At 52.9% G+C, this 21,448-nt stretch carries 15 protein-coding genes; 6 read left to right on the top strand and 9 right to left on the bottom strand.

Annotation, left to right across the window (positions count from 1 at the left end; translation table 11 throughout):
• Positions 1–313: 313 nt before the first annotated feature.
• The 3 genes from LX87_RS04160 (at position 314) to LX87_RS04150 (ending at position 7,319) form a co-directional block, all read left to right on the top strand.
• The gene (locus LX87_RS04160; RefSeq protein ID WP_111626887.1) at positions 314–3,577 is read left to right on the top strand and encodes a SusC/RagA family TonB-linked outer membrane protein; all 3,264 of its coding nucleotides are present in this window, start codon (positions 314–316) and stop codon (positions 3,575–3,577) included.
• Positions 3,578–3,614: 37 nt separating this feature from the next.
• The gene (locus LX87_RS04155) at positions 3,615–5,060 is read left to right on the top strand and encodes a SusD/RagB family nutrient-binding outer membrane lipoprotein (protein ID WP_111626886.1); all 1,446 of its coding nucleotides are present in this window, start codon (positions 3,615–3,617) and stop codon (positions 5,058–5,060) included.
• Between the two features lie 186 nt (positions 5,061–5,246).
• Positions 5,247–7,319 carry a prolyl oligopeptidase family serine peptidase gene (locus LX87_RS04150; RefSeq protein WP_111626885.1) on the top strand — a complete coding sequence of 691 codons (2,073 nt, stop codon included), beginning with the start codon at positions 5,247–5,249 and terminating at the stop codon, positions 7,317–7,319.
• 79 nt (positions 7,320–7,398) lie between these two features.
• On the opposite strand, the gene LX87_RS04145 is transcribed toward LX87_RS04150, so the two are convergent.
• A complete protein-coding gene (locus LX87_RS04145; RefSeq protein WP_111626884.1) occupies positions 7,399–7,914 on the bottom strand; it encodes a hypothetical protein in 516 nt (171 codons plus the stop codon).
• 733 nt (positions 7,915–8,647) lie between these two features.
• Between LX87_RS04145 and LX87_RS04140 the strand changes: the two genes are divergently transcribed.
• Complete coding sequence (locus LX87_RS04140) at positions 8,648–8,962, top strand: plasmid stabilization protein (protein ID WP_111626883.1); 315 nt, start codon at positions 8,648–8,650, stop codon at positions 8,960–8,962.
• Positions 8,963–9,170: 208 nt separating this feature from the next.
• On the opposite strand, the gene can is transcribed toward LX87_RS04140, so the two are convergent.
• The 6 genes from can to msrA form a co-directional block, all read right to left on the bottom strand.
• On the bottom strand, positions 9,171–9,815 hold the full coding sequence (can, locus tag LX87_RS04135; RefSeq protein ID WP_111626882.1) for a carbonate dehydratase: 645 nt from the start codon (positions 9,813–9,815) through the stop codon (positions 9,171–9,173).
• A gap of 102 nt (positions 9,816–9,917) precedes the next feature.
• On the bottom strand, positions 9,918–10,298 hold the full coding sequence (locus LX87_RS04130) for a hypothetical protein (RefSeq protein ID WP_111626881.1): 381 nt from the start codon (positions 10,296–10,298) through the stop codon (positions 9,918–9,920).
• 227 nt (positions 10,299–10,525) lie between these two features.
• Positions 10,526–11,887, bottom strand: coding sequence for a HAMP domain-containing sensor histidine kinase (locus tag LX87_RS04125; protein ID WP_111626880.1), 1,362 nt, complete (start codon positions 11,885–11,887; stop codon positions 10,526–10,528).
• Positions 11,884–12,579 (bottom strand): response regulator transcription factor, encoded by a 696-nt coding sequence (locus tag LX87_RS04120; protein WP_111626879.1) that lies wholly within the window; start codon positions 12,577–12,579, stop codon positions 11,884–11,886. Before LX87_RS04120 ends, LX87_RS04125 begins: the two co-directional genes overlap by 4 nt.
• A gap of 137 nt (positions 12,580–12,716) precedes the next feature.
• Positions 12,717–13,421, bottom strand: coding sequence for a hypothetical protein (locus LX87_RS04115; protein WP_111626878.1), 705 nt, complete (start codon positions 13,419–13,421; stop codon positions 12,717–12,719).
• A 374-nt stretch (positions 13,422–13,795) separates the two neighbouring features.
• Positions 13,796–14,380 carry a peptide-methionine (S)-S-oxide reductase MsrA gene (gene msrA / locus LX87_RS04110; RefSeq protein ID WP_111627480.1) on the bottom strand — a complete coding sequence of 195 codons (585 nt, stop codon included), beginning with the start codon at positions 14,378–14,380 and terminating at the stop codon, positions 13,796–13,798.
• A gap of 273 nt (positions 14,381–14,653) precedes the next feature.
• On the opposite strand from msrA, the gene LX87_RS04105 reads away from it, so the two are divergent.
• Together LX87_RS04105 and LX87_RS04100 are read left to right on the top strand one after the other, a co-directional pair.
• Positions 14,654–15,553: a polyphosphate kinase 2 family protein gene (locus LX87_RS04105; RefSeq protein WP_111626877.1), complete on the top strand. Its 900-nt coding sequence runs from the start codon at positions 14,654–14,656 to the stop codon at positions 15,551–15,553.
• A gap of 168 nt (positions 15,554–15,721) precedes the next feature.
• On the top strand, positions 15,722–17,752 hold the full coding sequence (locus LX87_RS04100) for a ComEA family DNA-binding protein (protein ID WP_111627479.1): 2,031 nt from the start codon (positions 15,722–15,724) through the stop codon (positions 17,750–17,752).
• 255 nt (positions 17,753–18,007) lie between these two features.
• Here LX87_RS04100 and LX87_RS04095 read toward each other — a convergent pair whose 3' ends face one another.
• Complete coding sequence (locus LX87_RS04095) at positions 18,008–18,928, bottom strand: DUF4249 domain-containing protein (RefSeq protein WP_111626876.1); 921 nt, start codon at positions 18,926–18,928, stop codon at positions 18,008–18,010.
• Positions 18,929–18,960: 32 nt separating this feature from the next.
• The gene (locus tag LX87_RS04090) at positions 18,961–21,411 is read right to left on the bottom strand and encodes a TonB-dependent receptor (protein ID WP_111626875.1); all 2,451 of its coding nucleotides are present in this window, start codon (positions 21,409–21,411) and stop codon (positions 18,961–18,963) included.
• Positions 21,412–21,448 lie beyond the last annotated feature (37 nt).

The raw sequence follows: 21,448 nt of genomic DNA, 5'->3' as shown, positions 1-21,448 counted from the left end.
GCTTGATAATCTGCAAATTCCGTTGTTATGGCAAATTTTCCCAGCGTGACTTTACCAGACCGGAAAGAATGATTCATCAACCGTCTGAGGGCCGGATGGACTGTCATTGACGGTTCTTGATTCTGGGGCTGATCCGATCAATCGTGCTGTTTTCAAACCGGCCGGAGTTGTGAAGCTGTACCCGTACTCTAATTATCCACCGCGATATCCTGAGCCGTTGGTTAACTAACTTATTATAATGACATCATCAATTGATGTTATATTATTCCGTATTATTACCACCACAACCGTAAAATTTTAATACCCTAAACCCATGAGGAAAAATTTACGCAGCCGCTTATGGCTGCTTATTGGCCTATCAATCTGGGCTTTACAACTCCATGCACAGTCCCGGCAGGTAACCGGGAAAGTAGTCGATGAAACCGATTCCGCCGTTCCAGGCGCGAACGTCCTGATCAAAGGTTCTACAACCGGCACCACAACCTCCAGCGATGGTAACTTTTCGATTTCGGTACCGGCCGGAAAACAAACCCTGGCCGTGTCCTCCATTGGATTCCAGACCAAGGAGGTTGAAATCACCCCGGCCATCTCAAAGGTGACAATCAAGCTTCTCCCCGATGTTAAAAGCCTCAACGAAGTGGTTGTGACGGCGTTGGGGGTTCAGCGCAATACGCGTAATGTGGGCTACGCCGTCCAGCAGATCGACGGCTCCGGCATTCAGGAAGCGCGGGAAGTCAATTACATCAATTCGCTCCAGGGCAAACTGGCGGGGGTGCAGATCGGCGGCAACAGCGGCTCGATGGGCGGCTCATCGCGGGTTACCATCCGCGGTTTGAAATCCATTTCCGGCAACAACAACGCCCTCTTTATTGTGGACGGCGTGCCGATGGCCAACATGAACATGAATTCGACCGCCACGACGGGCGGACAGGGTACTGGCGGGGGCGGCTATGACTACGGTAACCCGGCGCAGTTGCTCAACCCCAACGATGTGGAAAATATTTCTGTCCTGAAAGGTGCTGCGGCCACGGCCCTCTACGGCAGCCGCGGGCAAAACGGCGTTATTTACATCACCACCAAGTCGGGGAAAGGCGCGGGCAGCCTGTCGCTGAACTACGATCTCAACGTGCAGATCGACGAGGTTTCGTATTTGCCGAAACTTCAGAATTCCTACGGCGGGGGTGGCAGTCCGACCTTCACCAAGCTGTATGTCAACGAAAATCCGAGCGGTTTTCTACCCGGTGGCGGTACCTACGACGACAACGACGGGAAAGGAAAATACGACCTGATCCCGCAGTATGGCATCGACGAATCGTGGGGGCCGAAACTCGACGGAACGCTGGTCCGGCATTACTGGTCGTGGGATCAGGACCGCAACAACCCGAACTTCGGAAAAGCCGCCCCTTGGAGCGCCCACCCTACCAATGCACGGGATTTTTTCAATACCGGCATCACGTTTTCCAATAACCTCTCGGTTGCCAGCAGCAGCGACAAAGGCTCAATCCGGTTTTCGCTGGGCAACACCAACCAGAACTTTATTTACCCCGGCAGCGACCTGAAGCGGTTTTTCATGAGTCTGAATACCGTCTACAAATTCACGGATAAATTTACGTTCAGCGGGGGGATCAATTACATCAGCGACAAATCCAAAGGACGGCCCGGAACCGGCTTCTTCGGTAACAACCCGATGCTGTTTTACGTCATGTACGGCCAGCGCCAGATCGACGACGCGTATCTGAAGAATTACAAATACGCCGACGGCACCGAACAGTCGTGGAACCGTACCGCCTGGAATATCCAGAAACCGGCGTTTACGCAGAATCCCTACTGGAATCAGTACGAAAACTACAATACCGACCAGAATACGCGGTATTTCGGTAACGCCGGTTTGACGTATCAGATTATGGATGGGCTGACGGCCGACGTGCGCGTGTTTTCGGACTACCTCAATCACCTCGATGAAGTCAGAAGTGCCAAAGGCTTTTTCGTCGGTTCCTACGCCAAACGGACGATGGTGAACCACGAAACAAACTACCAGGCCACGTTGAACCTGAACCGGACGTTCAACGATTCTAAACTTAGCCTGGAAGCCGTAGCCGGGGGTAACATCCTGAATATCAAATCCAGCACGGATGCAGGTACGACGAATGGCGGCCTCCAGAACCCAATGGTCTATGTCCTGCAAAATTCGGTAACCCCAGCAACGATTTCCAATATTTTTAATAACCGGCAAACCAACTCCCTTTTTGCCTCGGCCACGCTGGGTTACAACAAAATCCTGTATCTGACGGCCACGGGCCGCAACGACTGGGCCTCGACCCTGTACCAGACCGGCAACTATTCGTACTTCTACCCGTCCGTTGCCACCTCGTTCATCTTCTCGGATGTACTGCCAAAAACCAGGTGGCTCACGCTCGGCAAAGCCCGGCTGTCGTATGCCCAGGTCGGGAATGACGCCGATGCGTATTCGGTTTCCCGGTATTACGATTACGTAGCGCCGTTTGGCTCTTTCCCCCTGCAAAGCACCTCCGACAAGCTGTTTAACGGCAAATTGAAACCGGAGCTGTCGTCGGAAGTAGAAGGCGGTGTCGACTTCAAGTTTTTCAATGAACTGCTCGGCCTCAATTTCACCTATTACGACCGCCGGACCATCAACCAGATCTGGAATGTGCAGATACCCGCCGAAAGCGGTTTCACAACCAAGGTTGTCAATGGCGGAACCGTCCAGAACAAGGGGATTGAACTCACGCTCTCAGCAACGCCCGTTATGACCCGCACGTTTAGCTGGCGGACCACGCTGAACTTTTCGAGAAACCAGAATACCGTGCTCAACCTGAACACAAACGGCGAGAAGGTCGAAGGCATCGAACGACTGATCGTCGGCACCGAACGCCGGACGAATAAAGTGTCCATGATTGCGCAGAAAGGGATGTCGCTGGGTACCATGATCGGCACCGACTACGTGTACGACGCCAATGGCAACCGGACTGTCGGCGCCAACGGAACCTACAACGTTACGCCTACGCCGGTCATCATCGGCGATGCCAACCCGGATTTCTTCGGCGGTTTTAACAACATGTTCAGCTATAAAAACCTCTACCTTTCGGCGCTGGTCGATTTCCAGAAAGGCGGAGATTTCTTTTCCTACACGAATCTGTACGGCAATAAATCCGGGATGCTGGCCGAAACCGCCGAAAACGGTATTCGGGAAAACGGCCTGATCAATCCGGGTGTGAAGTCCGACGGAACCCCGAATGATGTGGTGATTACGGCCCAGACGCACTTCAACGCCGACGGCGGAAACCGCATCAGCAAGGCCAACCTGTACGACGGCAGCTTTATTTACCTGCGCGAAGTCCGGCTGGGCTGGAACTTCCCGGATGATGTTGCCAAAAAGCTCCGGATGCAGGCACTGCGGCTGACACTGACGGGCCGCAACCTCTGGCTGATCAAAAGCAACGCGCCCAACGTCGATCCCGCCAACATCACCAACTCCATTGGCAACCAGCTTGGCTTTGAGGGCGGTGCGCTGCCCCCGGTGCGCAGCTACGGTGTCAATTTAAACCTGACTTTCTAAGGGTCGTTTCGCACCCTGTCGATCAAAAAATACGGACATGAAGTTTAAAAATAAACTATGGTTAGCGGCTCTGTTCCTGACATTGACGGGCTGCAACAATTTTGAAGAAATGAATACCGACCCGGCCCGTTCGAGCGAAACCCAGCCGGAGTTTCTGCTGGCCAGCGCCGAAAAACGGGCCTCCGACCTGATGTACGATTCGTATTTCAATGGCCGGATCGGGATGGAGCTTTCCCAGTACTGGATGGGCACCGACAAGACCTCCGACGGGCGGTTTCTGTTTACCAACGAAGGACTCTGGTCGGGCCTGTATGCGGGTCCGCTGATGGATTTGCAGGAAATTCAGAATTACTACGACCAGCATCCGCAGGAAAGCAACCCGCACACGCTAGCCGTGGCCGAAGTGCTGAAAGCCTGGCTGTTTCACGTCCTGACCGATGTGTATATCGACATTCCGTATTCGCAGGCGCTGAAAGGTGACGACATCCCCCAACCGGCTTTTGACAAGGGGAAAGATGTGTATGCGGGCCTTTTGGCTTCGCTGAAAAAACAGGTGGATGTTCTGCAAAATACGGCTTCAGGGGCCATCCGGGGCGACATTATTGCCAACGGCGACCCCAAACAATGGGTCCGGATTGCCAACGCCCTGCGAATCCGGATTGCCCTGCGCATGGCCGACGCCCAGCCCGCCGAAGCCAAAACCGTGATTGAAGAAGCCGTCAAAAACACCCTGACCAGCGTTAGTCAGGATGCGTTTTTCCCGTATAACCTGACCACAACAACCAACCGGTTTCCGTACAATGATGTGGAGCGGCCCCTGGTGGAGTTTGCTGTCACCTCGACCCTGGTGGATTACCTGAAAACCGTCAATGACCCCCGCTTGCCCATTTATGCCCGCCCGGACGAAACGCAGGGGCAGTACATTGGCAAAGTATACGGTACGGAAGCCAACGCCCCGACCATGATCGGCCTGTCCAAACCGGGTGTGGTAGCCTACAGCGGTTCGGCGAAAGGCTACATGATTACCTACGCGGAAATCGCTTTTGCCAAAGCCGAAGCAGCCGCCCGCGGCATGAACGTAGGTCCCGAAAGCGCCGAAGCGTTATACCAGGAAGCGGTCAAGGCTTCGCTGGCGCAGTGGGGCGTTACGGATGCAAAAGTGGTGGCCACCTACCTGGAAAGTGTACCCTACAAGGCCGGAAACTGGAAAAACGTGATTGGCACCCAGAAGTGGCTTGCGCTGTATATGCAGGGAATACAGGCCTGGATGGAGCGCCTGCGGCTGGACCCGAAGAAACCGGACGGAAGCATCCTGTTTATTAATCCGGCGTCGGGCAGCCTCGATCCGGATGTCACTGACGTTCCCAAACGGCTAAAATACCCGAGCGCTACCCGAACCAACAATGCCGTGAACAGCCAGCAGGCTACCCAGAGCATCGGTGGCGATACCCAGGCTATTAAAAACTGGTGGGATATTTTCTAGTCTTAAGCTGTCCTTTTATTGCCCGGCCCGTTGTTAAGATGTTAACAACGGGCCATTTTTATGCAATCCGCCGGAACTGATTTTCAAGCAGGTTTCTTTTTTGTATATTAAGCTAGTACGAACAATGAACCTGCTTGCTTCGTACGACCGATTATGCTAAAACCGTTATTGACTGGCTTCATCCTTATGCTTGAAATTTCCGGGGCGCTGGCCCAATCAAACCCGATTACGTATCCACAAACGCGTAGAACCGACCAGATTGACGATTACCACGGCACCAAAGTCGCCGATCCATACCGCTGGCTGGAAGACGACCGCTCGGCCGAAACCGAAGCGTGGGTAAAAGCCCAGAACGCCGTCACGTTCGGTTATCTGGAGCAGATTCCGTACCGCAAACAACTCGAAAACCGGCTCGAACAGATCATCAATTACCCCCGCTATTCGGCGCCGGGCCGCAAAGGCGAATGGTTTTACTTTTACAAAAACGACGGTCTGCAAAATCAGTCGGTGCTGTACCGGCAGAAGGGCCTCGACGGTAAACCCGACGTGGTGATTGACCCCAATAAACTCGCAGCCGACGGCACCACGCGCCTGACCAGCTTTTCGCTGTCGAAAGATGGCCGGTATGCGGCTTATGCGCTCTCCAAAGCCGGTTCCGACTGGCAGGAGATTTTTGTGATGGACATGCAGACGCTCCAGACACTGCCCGACAAACTCGAATGGGTGAAATTTACGGGAGCCGCCTGGCAGGGCGACGGTTTTTATTACAGCCGTTACGACAAACCGGCCGCGGGGCAGGAACTGTCGTCGAAAAACGAGTTCATGAAGGTGTATTTTCACCGGAAGGGCACTCCGCAAACGCAGGATCAGCTGATTTACGAAGACAAGGCGCACCCGCTGCGGTATTTCTTCCCTCAGACCACCGAAGACGAACGGTTTCTGATTCTGAACATTTCGGAAGGGACCGACGGCTCCGAAATCTGGTACAAAGACGCCCAATCCGGCGACAAGGAATTCAAACGACTTTTTGAGGGCTTCAAGTATAATTATTCGGTGATCGACAACGTGGGCGATGCGTTGCTGGTCTATCACAATAACGGGGCTCCGAATTACAAGGTGTCGAAAGTGCTGCCGAAAACCGGCGCCATCAGCGATTTGATTCCCGAAAAACCGGAGAAACTGGACGAAGCGCATACCGCCGGGGGAAAGCTGTTTGTCAATTACCTGAAGGACGTGACCTCGCGCATTTACGTCTATGACCTCAACGGCAGGCTGGAGAATGAGGTGAAACTGCCGGGCTTGGGTACGGTGAGCGGTTTTGGCGGTGAGCGCGACGACAAATTCGTTTTTTATACGTTTACCTCGTTTACGTTTCCGGCGACGATCTACCGCTACGACATTGCTACGCAGAAAACCACGCTGTTCCGCGCCCCGGAGGTGACGTTCCGGCCCGACGATTACGAAACCAAACAGGTGTTTTTCAACAGCAAGGACGGCACCCGCGTACCGATGTTTCTGACCTACCGCAAAGGGCTAAAACTCGACGGCAGCAATCCGACGATGTTGTACGGCTACGGCGGTTTTAATATCAGCCTGACACCCGGCTTCAGCGCGTTACTGATTCCGTTTCTGGAACAGGGCGGCATTTACGCATCGATGAACCTGCGCGGAGGCAGTGAATACGGCGAAACCTGGCACGAGCAGGGCATGAAGCTGAAAAAGCAGAACGTGTTTGACGACTGCATTGCGGCTGCCGAATACCTGATTGCCCAAAAGTATACCTCACCCCAGAAGCTGGCGTTGCGCGGTGGTTCCAACGGCGGTTTGCTGGTGGGTGCCGTCATTAATCAGCGACCGGATTTGTTTCAGGTGGCCATTCCACAGGTGGGCGTGATGGACATGCTGCGGTTTCATAAATTCACCGTCGGCTGGGGCTGGGTGAGCGACTACGGTAGCAGCGATAATCCCGAAGAGTTCAAGGCGATTTATCAATACTCGCCCATTCATAATATCCGGCAAGGCATCAACTATCCGGCCACGATGATTACGACCGCCGACCACGATGACCGCGTGGTTCCGGCCCACTCGTTCAAATATGCCGCGACCTTGCAGGAGAAGTACAAAGGGCCAAATCCGGTGCTGATCCGGATTGAAACCAACTCGGGCCACGGCGCCAGCAATACGAAGAAGAACATCGAAACGATGGCCGACATTTACGCCTTTATGCTCTGGAACATGGGCGTGAAAAGCCTGAAGTAACCCGTATGATGAGACGGGCCTAAAGCAAAAACCCGCCGGGAGATCGCTCCCGGCGGGTTTTTAATTATAGAACGTTATCTTAGAATTTGAAGGTAACCCCCAACTGGAGAGGTGCTATTCCAAAACCGGCTTCGGCAAAAGCACCGACGCTTTCAGAGAAGAAGTACCGACCACCAACGTGACCACCAAGATCAACACCGCCGATGGAATTGCGGAAACCGCCGTAGGCATTGTTCCAGCTCCAGCCACTATAAATCAGACCAAGACCGGCGTACAGATCTACTTTGTCATTGTCCAGTTGCAGCAATTCATTGAAGTGGTATGAACCCCGTACACCAATACTGTAGTAGGAGCCATAACCGCTGTAGCCGCGAAAAGCGCCCAGCGCACCCACTGTGATATTTTTAGCAACACCAAGATCAAATGATGCCCCTAAACCAATACCGCCACCGCCAAAGCCAATACCGCCCCAGCCGCCTAAGCCAATACCGGCGTTGAGAAATTTCGATCCTTTATCAATAGGCATCTGAGCGAATGTTTCGGTACCAACCAACAGAAGGGTCATTACAAGCAGAGAAGAGAGAATTTTTTTCATCAGTATTTGTAGAGTTGAATGTTAAACTTGGGCCAAAATAAGGGAGTTTCTAAACGTCTTACAAGAGTTTTACGGCCAGTTTATCAATTTTGGCTAAAAATTGGGTAGAAATCCTACATGATATCGCCGTGGTACCACGTATTAACAACCATCCAGCAAGTAGTTCTACGTATTGTCTGCCTCTCCAGACGATGGGCCGAATGTCAACAGCCCACCAGCCGCCCGTGTCTTCTTTGTAACGGTTTCTACATTGGCGTGAAAATAAACGATGGACTTGTTGGCTGGCGCTGTACCGAATTTCGCTTCCGTCGGCGCTGTCACCAAAATGAAAGTACAAGCCTTCAAACACAAGGCACGCCCGATTCAATACTGCTTTGCAGTAGTTTTTCTACCAAACGCCAGCCATTGGATTCGTACAACAGTGCGAAGCCCCGGCTCTGCGGGTAGCTCCGAAACCGGTATCCGGACAGACTAAAATCACAGCTCCCCGTCGGCAGACGATGATGCTGATCGCAGAAGGGCATCAGGCAACGGAATTTCAGCCTACGGCCAGACCAAATTATCAGACATTGCCAGCGTGCGGCATTGCTTTACCCAGACGGGGCCGCCTGCTGACCCTCAAAACATAATCAGGAGTTAGCGGTTTTATCCACCAGTTAACCGGGTTTTCGCGGACAGTTCATGAAACGCCCAGTCGTTGACCCGTATCGGTACAACTAAATGACTGAAGATTATGGCACGAGGAGACAAATCGGCTTATACAGATAAGCAGAAACGACAAGCCGAACACATTGAGGAAAGTTACGAAGACCGGGGCTTACCGGAAGAAGAAGCCGAGCGCCGGGCCTGGGCTACCGTGAATAAAACGTCGGGCGGAGGCAAAAAAAGCGGTTCGGGCCGGGGCCACGCCGAAAACCGGGAGCCTGCCCACAAAGGCGGTAAAAAAGGCGGAGCGGCATCCGCTTCGCGCAGCCCCGAAGAACGGTCAGCATCAGCGAAGAAGGCCGCCGAAACCCGGAAAAGAAACGCGGCCAAGGCCGCCAGCTAGAATACTGTTCCGGGGTTGATTTCGGCGGTCGTTGGCCCCAACAATACTCCGCAGACCTGAACACAAAAAAACCGTCCCGTTGAAGCAACGAGGACGGTTTGAGGTAAAGAATCGCGTCTTCCCAACTCAGGAAGACGCGATTGCAGCATCTCACGCGAAGGTAAAGGGCTCAGGTATTTCCAGTTATTCTTCCAACCAAAAAATTTTGTTACGCAAATATGGGCTCCAGCCGATACACCTCATCGATCTCGCTGGTATGGTCTTTGGTAATTTGCAGATCTTTCAGCAGGCCCGTTTTCAGGTCATACACCATGCCGTGAATCTGCAACGGTCTGCCCGCCGTCCAGGCATTCTGAACAATAGTCGTGGTGGTCAGTCCGTACACCTGTTCCTGAATGTTCAGTTCGATCAGCCGATTGAGCCGCTGACCCGGATCTTCAATGGCGTTCAGTTCATGCTGGTGCAGCCGATACACGTCCTTGATGTAGCGCAGCCAGTTGTCAATTAACCCGACCTGCTTGTTGCCCATAGCAGCCGCCACACCTCCGCAACCGTAGTGACCGCACACAATGACGTGCTGTACACCTAACACGTTGACGGCATAATCGAGCACGCTCAACATACTCATATCATTATGAATCACCATGTTGGCGATGTTGCGGTGCACAAACAGATCACCAGGGTCGGTACCGGTTACGACGTTGGCCGGAACCCGGCTATCAGAGCATCCAATCCACAAGAATTTAGGCCGTTGTCCTTCGGCCAGGTTATCAAAAAAGGCGGGGTCCTGAAGGGTGCGGTCTTCAACCCATTTTTTATTATTAGCAAAAAGCTCCTGGTAGGTTCGGATCATCTAATTATCTGTCTATTTTAAATAAACCAGCATTATTTACCCGAGATCGCGTAAGGACCGGCTTGCGGCCCCTTACGCGGTCGGGCGAGGAAAGCCCCTGAATTAGTTTTTCTGGGGAAGGGAGGTGTGTGGAATCGAATTGGCAACTTCGGGCGTAACCGGGGCCGCAGCATTCACGCGCTGCATTTTATAGTTCCGGTTGGCCAGATTTTCCTGGGCGGTATGCGGCACAATCAGCCCGTCAACGGGTTCGGTACGCACGACCTGCTGTTTATAATTGGCCACCCGTTTCTGATCAAAGCCGGGTACGCTAATTTCGGACCCTTTTTCAGCAGCCCATTTCCGGGCTACGGCCGACTTATTCGGGTGTTTGTAATTATGCGTCGAATAGGTAACATCGTTCCGGCGTTTTGCATCGTCCTGAGCTGAAGCTGTCAACCCAAAAAGTCCGATAAACGCGAAGGCAAAAAAGTATGTTTTCATGGCTATTTTATCTTTTAGTGGTCAACTCTGCGAATTTCAGGCAGTTACTACCTAATTCCTTGTTGACATTACAAAGATCGTAAGCCGGGGTTAGGCTCGCGTTAGAGCCGCATTAGAACGGGATTAGAAATGCATCAATCCCTCCCAAAACGCCGGAAACGGCGTTTTGGGAAACATTTTAACCACAAAAACCGGTGTGAAAGAGAAGTGGGAAACCCGAACCAATTTTAACGCGGGAAGGTGACAACAAAAGTGGTTCCGGCTTCGGCCGACGATTCAACCCGAATCTGGCCCCGGTGCAGTTGTACAATGCGCTCGGTCAGCGGTAGCCCAATGCCGTAGCCCGGTAGTCCGCTGGCATTGCGGCCCCGCTGGAAAGGCACAAAAATTTCGGCTAACTGGTCAACCGGAATCACCGAACCGGCATTATGAACCCGGAGTTGCATCGACTTAGCCGGTGCCGACAACTGCATGGTTACGGTATGATCCGGCGAAAACTTGCCACCATTGTCCAGCAGATTAAAAAAAGCCGTCCGCAGTAAGGGTTCACTGCCCGTCAGTTGCCAGTCGGCATACGGTTTCTTCACCGGGTCGATCTGGAGATGAACGGTATAATTCGGTTGCAGGCGCTGAATTTCCCGGCAAACCTGTTCGAGCAGATGGTCCAGTTGCACGGGTCCCATGGGTACGGCGGACGAATCCATACTGGCACTGGCAAGGGCCAGCAATCCGTTGGCCATTCGGTTCAGCCCCCGCACATCGTCGAGCACCGACCGGAGCGTGGCGCGGAGTTCGTCCGGCTCATCGTCGGCCAGCAACGAAACTTCCAGTTGACCCGTGATGGCAGTCAGCGGAGTGCGCAGTTCGTGCGACGCGTGCGACACAAACGACCGCTGCAACCGAAACGCTTCTTCGAGCCGATTGAGCATCCGGTTGAATCGTTGCGCCAGTTGGGTCAATTCATCACCGCTTTTTCCCTCCGGCAACCGCAACGACATATTGGAAGCCGTAATTTCATCAATCCGCTGATTGATCCGGCTAATGGGCTGCACGATGCGGCCCATAAAAAACCGTCCGGCAACCAGCACGATGCCGGTCATCAGAAACCAGCCTCCCGCCAGTAGCCGGGCAAAATCCTGAACGGTCCTCACACCGTAGATATCGACAGCGGAGGCTAAAATGACGAAGGGTTCGGCCTCTTCGGTGAACAACATACCGACAATTTCGCGGTTGCCTTCCCGCCAACGCGTGGTTTTCAACTCCCGAACGCGTTGCAGGGTGGCCGGCGTGACGGAGATGTAATCCGTGCCGCTTTCGTAAATCAATTCATTTTTGACGTTGTAGATGATGATTTCCTCATCCGGCAAGACCGTCAACTGGTTTTTGTCGATTAGTTTATAAAGAGCGGGTCCCAGGCGCTCCCGACCGACCAAAAGATGACCCGCCGTCAGTGCTTCAGCCCGCAACCGGGTCAGAAACGCGTGATTACGGTATTGTTCGGCCATCAGGTACATAAATAGGCAGAAAACCGCCAGCAGAACTGAGACGATGGCAGTCGATAAGAGGGTCAGACGGTTCTGAAGGCTCATTTTTCTTTCAGCACATACCCCATCCCGATCAGGGTATGGATCAGTTTAACGGGATAATCCTTGTCAATTTTGGCGCGTAGGTAGCTGACATATACATCAATCACGTTGGTCCCCGTGTCGAACCCAATGTCCCACACCTGCTCGGCAATATCCACCCGTGACACCACGCGCCCGGCATTACGCATCAGGTATTCCAGCAGAGCATATTCGCGGGCGGTTAGTTCGATGGTCTGCCCCTGCCGACGGGCCACGCGCTCATCCAGATTAAGCTCCAGATCGGCCACGCGCAGAATGCGGTCCGCATCTTCCGTCGTACCGGCCCGGCGGAGCAGGGCTTTGACTCGGGCCATTAATTCCAGAAAATCAAACGGTTTGGCCAGGTAATCATCGGCCCCGGCTTCAAACCCCAGCAATTTGTCGGCGGTGGTATCCAGGGCGGTCAGCATCAGAATAGGAACCCGGCGGTTCTGCTGACGGATGTATTCGGCCAGTTCGAGGCCGCTGATGTCGGGCAGATTCACATCCAGAATAATCAGATCAAAGGCCGCTGCGTCGAAACGCTGCTTCCCCTCCTCGCCCGTTAATGCCACTTCAACCGTGTACGACTGCGTTTGCAGCCCTTTTTTAATAAATGAAGCTACCTTGGGTTCGTCTTCCACCAGGAGCAAAGTCGCGTTAGAACCAGCCGTCATAAGCAAGAATAGAGGCATTCGGGAGCAGCCCCGACAACCCGATTGCAATGTACTTATTTCTCTCCTAGCTTTCAGGGTTGGCATCCATGAAAAAAGCCCCTTGCGGGGCCTTTTGAAACAGTATTCACCAATACGGTTCATTGTTGAGCAGCACTAATCCGTCCAATGCCCACCAACAAGCGAACAAAGGGCCCTGACGTACCGAACGATGTACCCTTGACAGATTCTGTGTAATTGACCCGCCATTTGGTACTGGCCGGCATAAAGCTATAGCCCGCCCGCAGGCCAACCGACAAGCCTTTGGTACGGCTCCCAGCCTGTTTTCCGAGTATATACTCCGCTCCGGCGGCTATGCTGCCCGTCACACCTTGTTGCGATGAGACGATATTTTCCCGCATACTGACCTGCTCCGGGACGAAGGACGGATACCGTTTTTCGGCTTCCCAAATCCGGGTGGCAAAAAAGCCGTACCCCACCCCGGCAATCGGAAACACCGTCAGCCCTTTCTTATGCAGCAGGACATAACCGAAATTAAAATCAAGATTAGCCGCACAGGGCGTCAGTTTGGCGGCCGTATTACGTACTGTGCTCCCGGTCTTAACCTGAAGCTCCCCGCCTAACAACACATTGTTTCTGACTCCGTAACCGCTAAAACCGAAGGTGGTGTACGTTTTTTGAAGGGTGGGATAACTGGGTAAGAACCAGCCATTGATTTTCGCGGCATTGAAGTTTTCGTAACCCACCTGCAAATGCAGCGCCCGACCCGAAACCTGAGAAAAACCTAATTTTGAGCAGAGTAAAAATACTCCCAAAACACTAACCCGTAAATAGAAGTTGATCATCGTCTTATTGTTTTAACCTGGATATAAGACGAATGTATAGAAAATTTCAGAATATCTAATAATCAAGCGATTTAGCTTAAAATATTTTTTTCTTTCAAATTTACAGGCCGCAAGCCGCAAACATCCGCATCTGCTACACGCTACCTTTATACGTCCGGCAAAGCGACAACGGCCCTTATTTACCCTAAGTACATATTACTAATTAAATTCAGCCATCCTATTTTAAGAGTACAAACCACGGTTTCAGTCATGAATTTATGACAAACCGGCTTTTCCAAAAGCGGTCTTTCTGAAGACATTGCCTGATCGTGCATAAGCCTATAAACGAAAAAAGCCCCTTGCGGGGCCTTTTCCAGAATCAGTGCAGTACTTACTCAGTGGCTTGAAAGCTCGCTGCTTTTGAGCTTATCCTTGAACACCTTGCGGAATTTATCCAGTTTCGGCGCAATCACGAAAGCGCAGTATCCCTGCTCCGGGTTATTGGCAAAATAGCTCTGGTGGTAATCTTCGGCCACGTAGAACGTCGAAGCCGGGCTGATTTCGGTCACAATCGGTTTATCATACGCACCGGACTCGTTCAGTTCTTTCTTGATGGTTTCGGCCAGTTGCTTCTGCTCGTCGTTGTGGTAAAAAATCACCGAACGGTATTGCGTACCCACATCGGCCCCCTGGCGGTTCAGCGAAGTGGGGTCGTGGCTGCGGAAAAACGCTTGGAGCAGTTCGGCGTACGTGATTTTTTTCGGATCATAGGTTACTTCTACACACTCGGCATGGCCGGTTGTTCCGGTGCAGACTTCTTTGTACGTCGGGTTAGCTTTGGTGCCGCCTTCGTAACCGGAAACGGCTTCCGAAACGCCGTCCAGAGATTCAAACATGGCTTCCGTACACCAGAAGCAGCCGGTTCCGAAGGTCGCTTTTTCCATTCCGGGGGCAATAGATGCAGTGTTGCTGATATTCATACTAGTAGGTTTTCGTTCGGATGATGATTGTTTTGAGGATTGACCACACGACAACAGCGGGACGATGGGCAGCAGCGCCATCAGCCAGGCCGCAAGACGTTTCAGTTGCAGAGGTTTGAACATAGTTCGATGTTGAAAGGTTTACACCCCTAAAACAAAAGCGAGTTCCCGAACTGTACATACGCAGGAATCGGCCCGACGGTTTTTATTAGAACATAATCTGTTTTAAGACGGTTCGGTGGGCTTCGCGTTTATCACAATCCTTGCAGCACCATGACCGAATCCCTGGCGATAGACACCAAACAATTCCGTTTTACGGGGCACGAATCCAAAAAAATTTCCATCGCTGACGTTCCCACCAGGATTGACGATTTATACGAGAACCGGGAGCACTACGAGGTCTTACTGCGCAACCTGGCGTCCGAACTGAACGAGTTACAGGAAAAGATGTTTGCCCATAACCGCTACGGTCTGGTTACGATTTTTCAGGCGATGGATGCCGCCGGTAAAGACAGCACCATTCAGCACGTCTTTTCGGGCGTCAATCCGCTGGGGCTGCGCGTTCACTCCTTCAAACGGCCCAACGACGCCGAACTCGAACACGATTTCCTCTGGCGCAGCATGATTAATCTGCCCGAACGCGGCACCATCGGTATTTTTAACCGTTCGTATTACGAAGAGGTGCTGGTGGTTAAAGTGCATCCCGACATTCTTACCCAGAGCCAGCGGCTGCCCGACGAACGCACCGACAACCTGGATAAACTCTGGAAGCAGCGCTACAAGGACATCCGGAATTTTGAAACCTACCTGACCCGCAACGGCTTTCCGGTACTGAAATTTTTCCTGAACGTTTCGAAGAAGGAACAGGCTGAACGGCTGATTGACCGCATCGAAGACCCGGCCAAAAACTGGAAATTCGACAGTCAGGACGTGGTTGAACGCGGTTTCTGGAAACAATACATGCAGGCTTACGAAGAAGCAATCAACGAAACCGCCACCGAAAAAGCGCCCTGGTACATCATTCCGGCCGACGACAAGAAAAACATGCGTCTGATTGTGGCAAAAGTGCTGGCGGAAACACTGCAAAGCCTGAAAATGGACTATCCGAAGGTGACCAAAGAACAGCAGAAAAACTTGCAGGACCTGATTGATGTCATCAACAGAGCGGACTGATGATCCAAAAAGCCATTCGAACGGTGTATCTTCTAAACGCTTCCGTCGTCTAAGCAACTGAAAGAAATCTTTCAGCCGGACCGGGCCGTCCGGTAAACGTGCGGCCTTTTCAGTTGTGACGACGCTTTGAAACACCGTTTTACAGTATGGTTCGTTGGCGGCTTTCTGATGCTTCATTCGCTTACGTGGGCGCAGCAATACCGTCGGCACGAAACCAACCTTGGCGACCTGATTCATAATCTGTTTCCGGTGCAGACCGATGGCATCGATTACCCCACGGTTTACGAAAACCTCTATCAGCTTTACGCCAGCCCGCTGGACCTCAATACTGTCACCCGCGACGAGCTTTCGGCCACCTATCTGCTTACCGAACGTCAGCTTAACAGCCTGTTTGAGTACCGGGTCAGCTTCGGCCCTTTTTTATCCGTCTACGAATTACAGGCCGTCCCGGATTTCGACCTGCCGACCATCCGCCGACTGTTGCCGTTTGTGACCGTCGATGCGCAAAACCGTCTTTTTTCAATCCGTAACCCGACTGACCACTACCTGATCATGCGGGTCGAACGGGTGCTGGAGCCGCAGAAGGGCTTCACACCGGGCGAACCCGACAAAAACGGGAAGGTACCCCGGCGCTACAACGGTAGCCGACAGCAGTGGTACTGGCGATACCGCTACAGCCGCCCGCGCGATTTCAGTTTCGGCTTCACGCTCGAACAGGACCCCGGCGAACCGTTCCGCTGGCAGCCGGACCGTTATCAGTACGGTATGGATTATGTCTCGTTCCACGCCCAGTTCCAGAGCCGGGGACGCTGGCGCAACATTCTGATTGGCGATTATCAACTGCAAATTGGGCAGGGGCTGGTGCTGGCGTCGGGATTTTCGCTGGGCAAAGGGTCCGAAACCGTTGCGGGCGTTCGGCGGCCATCGCTGGGCGCACGGCCTTATACCTCGCTGAGTGAATACGGTTATTTACGGGGCGTAACGGCAACCTATACGCTGGCCAAAAACTGGGATATTACGCTGCTGACGGCCCGGAACCGGCGCGACGGCAATGTGGTAACGGATTCAGAAAATCAGGAGGACAAAATCAGTTCGCTCCTCACCAGCGGTCTGCACCGAACCTCCGCCGAACTGGCCGACCGCGCCAGTGTTCTGGAACAGAACCTGGGGGCACATCTGCTCTATCGTACCGACCAACAGGTGCAACTGGGCGCGACGGTATTGCACACTACCTTCGACAAAACGCTGCAAAAACGCGATTTGCCTTATAACCGCTACGAATTTACAGGCACCCAAAATACCGTAATCGGGCTGCATGGGAATTACATCTGGCAAAACATCAACTTTTTTGCAGAAGTAGCCCGTTCATCAAGCGGAGGTATTGGCGCCGTGGGTGGGGCCATTGCCAGCCTGACCAAACGATTGGACGCGGCCCTGCTCGGACGGTATTACGACCGGAATTTTCATAGCTTCTATGCCAATGCCTTCGGCGAAAATGGGCGCAACAGCAACGAGCGCGGCATTTATACGGGTTTGCGTTACGTCATTTACCGCAAACTGACCTTAGGTGCCTCCTTCGATTATTACCGGTTTTCGTGGCTGAAATACCTGGTTGACAGGCCGTCGCAGGGTTACGATTTTTTGGTACAGGCCACATATACGCCCACCAAAAGACTAACGGTTTACGGGATTTACCGCGAAGAACACAAGGAGAAAAACCTGCCGACGGCGCTGAGTAAAACCAAAGAAACAGTCGGAACTGTGCATAGAAATTACGCGCTCAATGCCGAATTCGCCCCTTCGCGCATGTGGTCGCTGCGGACGCGCGTGCAGTGGGGCGGTTTCCGATACGACGGTTTTGAACCCTCTAACGGCTTGGCGGTGGTGCAGGATGCAACGGCGGATTTTGGGTGTATCTCGCTCAGTGGGCGGCTGGCGTGGTTTAGCACCGATACTTACGACAGTCGGCAGTATGTTTACGAACGGGATGTGCTGTCGGCTTTTTCGATTCCGGCCTACGCCAACAAAGGCATCCGCAATTATCTTCTGATTCAGTACACGCTGAACAAGCATCTGGACTTCTGGCTGCGCTGGAGCCGCACCGATTTTCGTCAGCAGCACACCGTTGGCTCCGATCTGGACGAAATTGCCAAACCGCACAAAAGCGAAGTGAAGGTGCAGGCGCGGTGGAAGTTTTGAGAAACAGAAAAAACGGATTCAACGAACCCGTTTTTATGACCTTCTATCGTACAAAACCTCACAGCTCGGTGAGATTTTGTCCTCGTAAACAACGAATACTTTTTAAAGGTGTGGATAAATGATGTTTGCCGTTGCTGAACAAGACAAAAGTACCTTATCGCTAAAACGGATTTGAATACCCATCCGCTACCGGGACAAAACGAACGGTTGGGCCGCTCAAACAGGCCGTTGCGTGGTCCAATGAGCAAACGGTTTTCAATCGTCGCTTGGCCGAATGGTGCCCGGTTCTACCCTGGCGGTTCGGCTGCTGAGGGCCGACACCCCGAAGAAACCCACGGCTTTCGGACCACTGGCGTTGCGGTTAACAATGTTAGTCGGCACGTTGGCGGGCGGGGAGGCAAACAACCCGCCGTTGTTAATCTGCGTGCTCAGTTGTTGAAAGAAATAAAACGCATCCGGCGTAATGGACAACACTTCAACCCGTACCGAATCGTTCATCTGATAGAGGTCTTCGGGATTGATCGACCACCGGATGGGCTGAATAAACAGCAGGCCATCCGTATCCGCCGACCCGTTGAACGACCCGTTGTAGGACACCACAATGTTGTTGGTGCCGTCGAGCCGCTTGCCGTTGTGGTAAGTACGAATCCAGTAATAATCAGCCTGCCCCGGCAGGTCGGTGGCGTAGAATTCGCTCAGAAAACCCGTTTCACTCGAAACCGGATTGAGCTTTTCTTCCCGAAAAACCAGCGAATCGACAGTCGGAACGGGCTGCATCTGCGAAATGGCGTAATACTCCTGCCCTTCGTAGCGAATGCCCAGCAAATACTTCTTCCCGATTTTACCAAATGTCTCGCCGTTTTTGGGCGTCCAGACGTAAGTACCGTTGCCTTTCAGGTCGATAAACTCGTGAATAACACTGTCTTCGTCGGCCACAATTACCGTCGCACCCAGAGCCGCCGGGGGTTGGGCCGCATCGAAATAACCGGCGGTACGCATCAGCCGGATTGTTTGCGGACCGGGCTGATCGGTCAGCCAGCCGTCAACGGCCAGTTGCACCGGGCCGGTTTTCAGGTTAATGTCGATGGGGTCTTCGCAGGAAGTCAGGCCGAGCAGAAGCAGGCCGAACAAGATTACATGAACAATCGAAAAACCGCATATATGGATATTTTTCATGGCTATTTTCTATAAAAAAGTCCGTGGGTTGCTTAGAACTTGAAATTGTAGGTTGCTGACGGAATCAGCGTAGCGAAAACCGAATACCGGACGGCTTCGGCGACCGGAATCTGCACCTGTTCGCCGTTCAGCATTACAGTGCGTTTCTCTTCGGCCTGCCGGAAAAAGACCGAGAACGGATTTTTGCGGCCGTAGGCATTATAAACCGAGAACACCCAGTTGCTCTCCCACTTCTGATCGGGCCGTTTTTTCCTGTTTTGCAACGTCGCCGACAAATCGATCCGGTGGTACGGCGGAATGCGATAGTTGTTGCGGGAGCTTTCGGCGTTGTGCGGTATCAGATACCCCTGGAAAAGATAACCGTTGGTCGGGAAGGTGCCGGGCGTACCGGTTGCAAACGCGAAGGAGGCCGAGAAACTCCAGCGTTTATTGAGGTCGTACAAGGCCACGGCGTTCAGGGTGTGCCGCTTATCGAACCGCGTCGGAAACCACCGGTTGTTGTTGATACCGTCCACAAACCGTTCGGTTTTGGCCAGCGTGTAGCTGATCCAGCCGGTCAGGTCGCCCCGGTTCTTTTTCAGATAAAATTCGGCGCCATAAGCCCGGCCTTTGCCGTTCAACAGATCGCCTTCGAGGTATTTGTTGAGCAACAGTTCGGCCCCATCAATATAATCGACCTGATTTTGCAACCACTTGTAATACAGCTCCACCGAAGCTTCAAACTCCGTTCCGGTTTTGCCAAAGTTTCGGAAATACCCCCCGGCAATCTGGTCGGCAAGTTGCGGTTTGATGTTGTTTGTCGATGGGGTCCAGACGTCCAGCGGAGTCGACGCCGTGGTGTTCGATACCAGGTGCAGGTACTGCGCCAGCCGGTTGTAGCTGACTTTCAGCGAACTTACCTCGTTTAGCTCGTACTTGGCCGAAAACCGGGGTTCCCAGTTTCCGTAGGTCTGGATCACTTCGTTGCGGTCATAGGTCGTGGTCGAAACCGGAAACCGTCGCTTACCGGCGGGCACATCCGTTTGAAATTCGTAGGATTCGCCGGGGCCGAGGTAGTTGTAGAGCGAATACCGCAGGCCGTATTGCAACTGCACCCGCCGGGAAAGCTGTTGCTCATTGCCGATATAGAGCGCGCTTTCGAGGGCATACTTGCTTTCCAGCCCAAACGACCGCACCTCTCCCCCGCTGGCGGCATTGGCCTCGCCCGGTCGGAAGTCGTAGATAATGGCCTGCCCACCAAAGGTCAATGTATTGTTTTTCAGGAACAACGTAAAGTCGGGCTTCACGCTATAATTGATAATACTCGATTTCCAGTTGAAAAAGTCTTTCTGATTTTCGCGTTTCAGGTCGCTGTCCAGCAGGTAATCGTAATTGCTGTAAAATGCCGTGGTATTCAGAAACAGCTTGTCGCTAAAAACGTGGTTCCAGCGCAGGCTCGTCGTGGCGTTGCCCCAGTTAAAGCCAAAATCGGCACCAAACACATCGCGCCCCAGGTAGCCGGATGCGTAGATGGTATTTTTGTCGTTGATGCGGTAATTGGCTTTGGCCGTCAGGTCGTAGAAGAAAAACCGTGAGCCTTTCAGATCGCCGGTCAGAAATGGTTTGGCCAGCACGTCGGCGTAAGACCGGCGGCCCGCGATGATGAACGAGCCCCGCGCCTGTCCGTCTTTGTCCTTAAAGAGCGGCTGTTCAATTGTCAAGCGACTGAAAATAAGTCCAATACCGCCCGATACCGTGGTTCGCTTCGAATTACCTTCCTTCATCCGAACATCCAGAATCGAGGAAATCCGACCGCCATAAAGCGCAGGAATCCCGCCTTTCACCAGCTTTACGTCCTTGACCGCATCGGGGTTAAAAACCGAGAAAAAACCAAACAGGTGGGACGAGTTGTAAACCGGCGCTTCGTCGAGCAACACCAGGTTCTGATCAACGTTACCGCCCCGGACGTTGAAGCCCGTTGCACCCTCGCCCACCGTCGAAACGCCCGGCAGCAGTTGAATGCTCCGGACGACATCCACCTCACCCAGCAGGGCCGGCATTTTCTGAATCGTTTTCATCTCGACCGTATTGACGCTCATGGCCATGCTTTTGACGTTATCGTCTTCACGTCTGGTCGAAACGGTTACTTCCTGAAGCTCACGTCCTTCTTCCTGCAATTCGATATTAAGCCGGACGTTTTCGCCCGTCAGGTCGACAGTACGGGTTTGTCGGGCAAACCCGACGTAGGTGTAAACCAGATTATACGTACCGGCCGGAAGCGTGAGGGAATAAAAACCGTAGGAGTTGGTGGTGATACCCGCTCCGGTTTCCTTCACAAAGACCGATACTCCAATTAACCCTTCACCGTTGGCGGCATCCTTGATGTAACCACTCACCGTTGCCTGCTCATTTACGCGCCGGGCCGTCGGAGCAGGCGTTTCCTGCGCCCGCAGGGTTGTGCTGATCAACAGCAGCAGAAAACATGCTTGTAACAACTGTTTCATAAGTCAGGCTGTAAACGCGCCATTCGCTTTTCGTATT

The organism is Larkinella arboricola (assembly GCF_003259745.1).
Lineage (GTDB): Bacteria > Bacteroidota > Bacteroidia > Cytophagales > Spirosomataceae > Larkinella > Larkinella arboricola.
This window is presented reverse-complemented; position numbering and strand designations above follow the sequence as displayed.

Excerpts from the sequence above, each read along its gene's own strand:
- LX87_RS04145 (WP_111626884.1), bottom strand. The coding sequence starts at position 7,914 with ATGAAAAAAATTCTCTCTTCTCTGCTTGTAATGACCCTTCTGTTGGTT.
- LX87_RS04105 (WP_111626877.1), top strand. The coding sequence starts at position 14,654 with ATGACCGAATCCCTGGCGATAGACACCAAACAATTCCGTTTTACGGGG.
- LX87_RS04140 (WP_111626883.1), top strand. The coding sequence starts at position 8,648 with ATGGCACGAGGAGACAAATCGGCTTATACAGATAAGCAGAAACGACAA.
- LX87_RS04115 (WP_111626878.1), bottom strand. The coding sequence starts at position 13,421 with ATGATCAACTTCTATTTACGGGTTAGTGTTTTGGGAGTATTTTTACTC.
- LX87_RS04100 (WP_111627479.1), top strand. The coding sequence starts at position 15,722 with ATGCTTCATTCGCTTACGTGGGCGCAGCAATACCGTCGGCACGAAACC.
- msrA (WP_111627480.1), bottom strand. The coding sequence starts at position 14,380 with ATGAATATCAGCAACACTGCATCTATTGCCCCCGGAATGGAAAAAGCG.
- LX87_RS04150 (WP_111626885.1), top strand. The coding sequence starts at position 5,247 with ATGCTTGAAATTTCCGGGGCGCTGGCCCAATCAAACCCGATTACGTAT.
- LX87_RS04160 (WP_111626887.1), top strand. The coding sequence starts at position 314 with ATGAGGAAAAATTTACGCAGCCGCTTATGGCTGCTTATTGGCCTATCA.
- LX87_RS04125 (WP_111626880.1), bottom strand. The coding sequence starts at position 11,887 with ATGAGCCTTCAGAACCGTCTGACCCTCTTATCGACTGCCATCGTCTCA.
- LX87_RS04095 (WP_111626876.1), bottom strand. The coding sequence starts at position 18,928 with ATGAAAAATATCCATATATGCGGTTTTTCGATTGTTCATGTAATCTTG.
- LX87_RS04155 (WP_111626886.1), top strand. The coding sequence starts at position 3,615 with ATGAAGTTTAAAAATAAACTATGGTTAGCGGCTCTGTTCCTGACATTG.
- LX87_RS04090 (WP_111626875.1), bottom strand. The coding sequence starts at position 21,411 with ATGAAACAGTTGTTACAAGCATGTTTTCTGCTGCTGTTGATCAGCACA.
- LX87_RS04130 (WP_111626881.1), bottom strand. The coding sequence starts at position 10,298 with ATGAAAACATACTTTTTTGCCTTCGCGTTTATCGGACTTTTTGGGTTG.
- LX87_RS04120 (WP_111626879.1), bottom strand. The coding sequence starts at position 12,579 with ATGACGGCTGGTTCTAACGCGACTTTGCTCCTGGTGGAAGACGAACCC.
- can (WP_111626882.1), bottom strand. The coding sequence starts at position 9,815 with ATGATCCGAACCTACCAGGAGCTTTTTGCTAATAATAAAAAATGGGTT.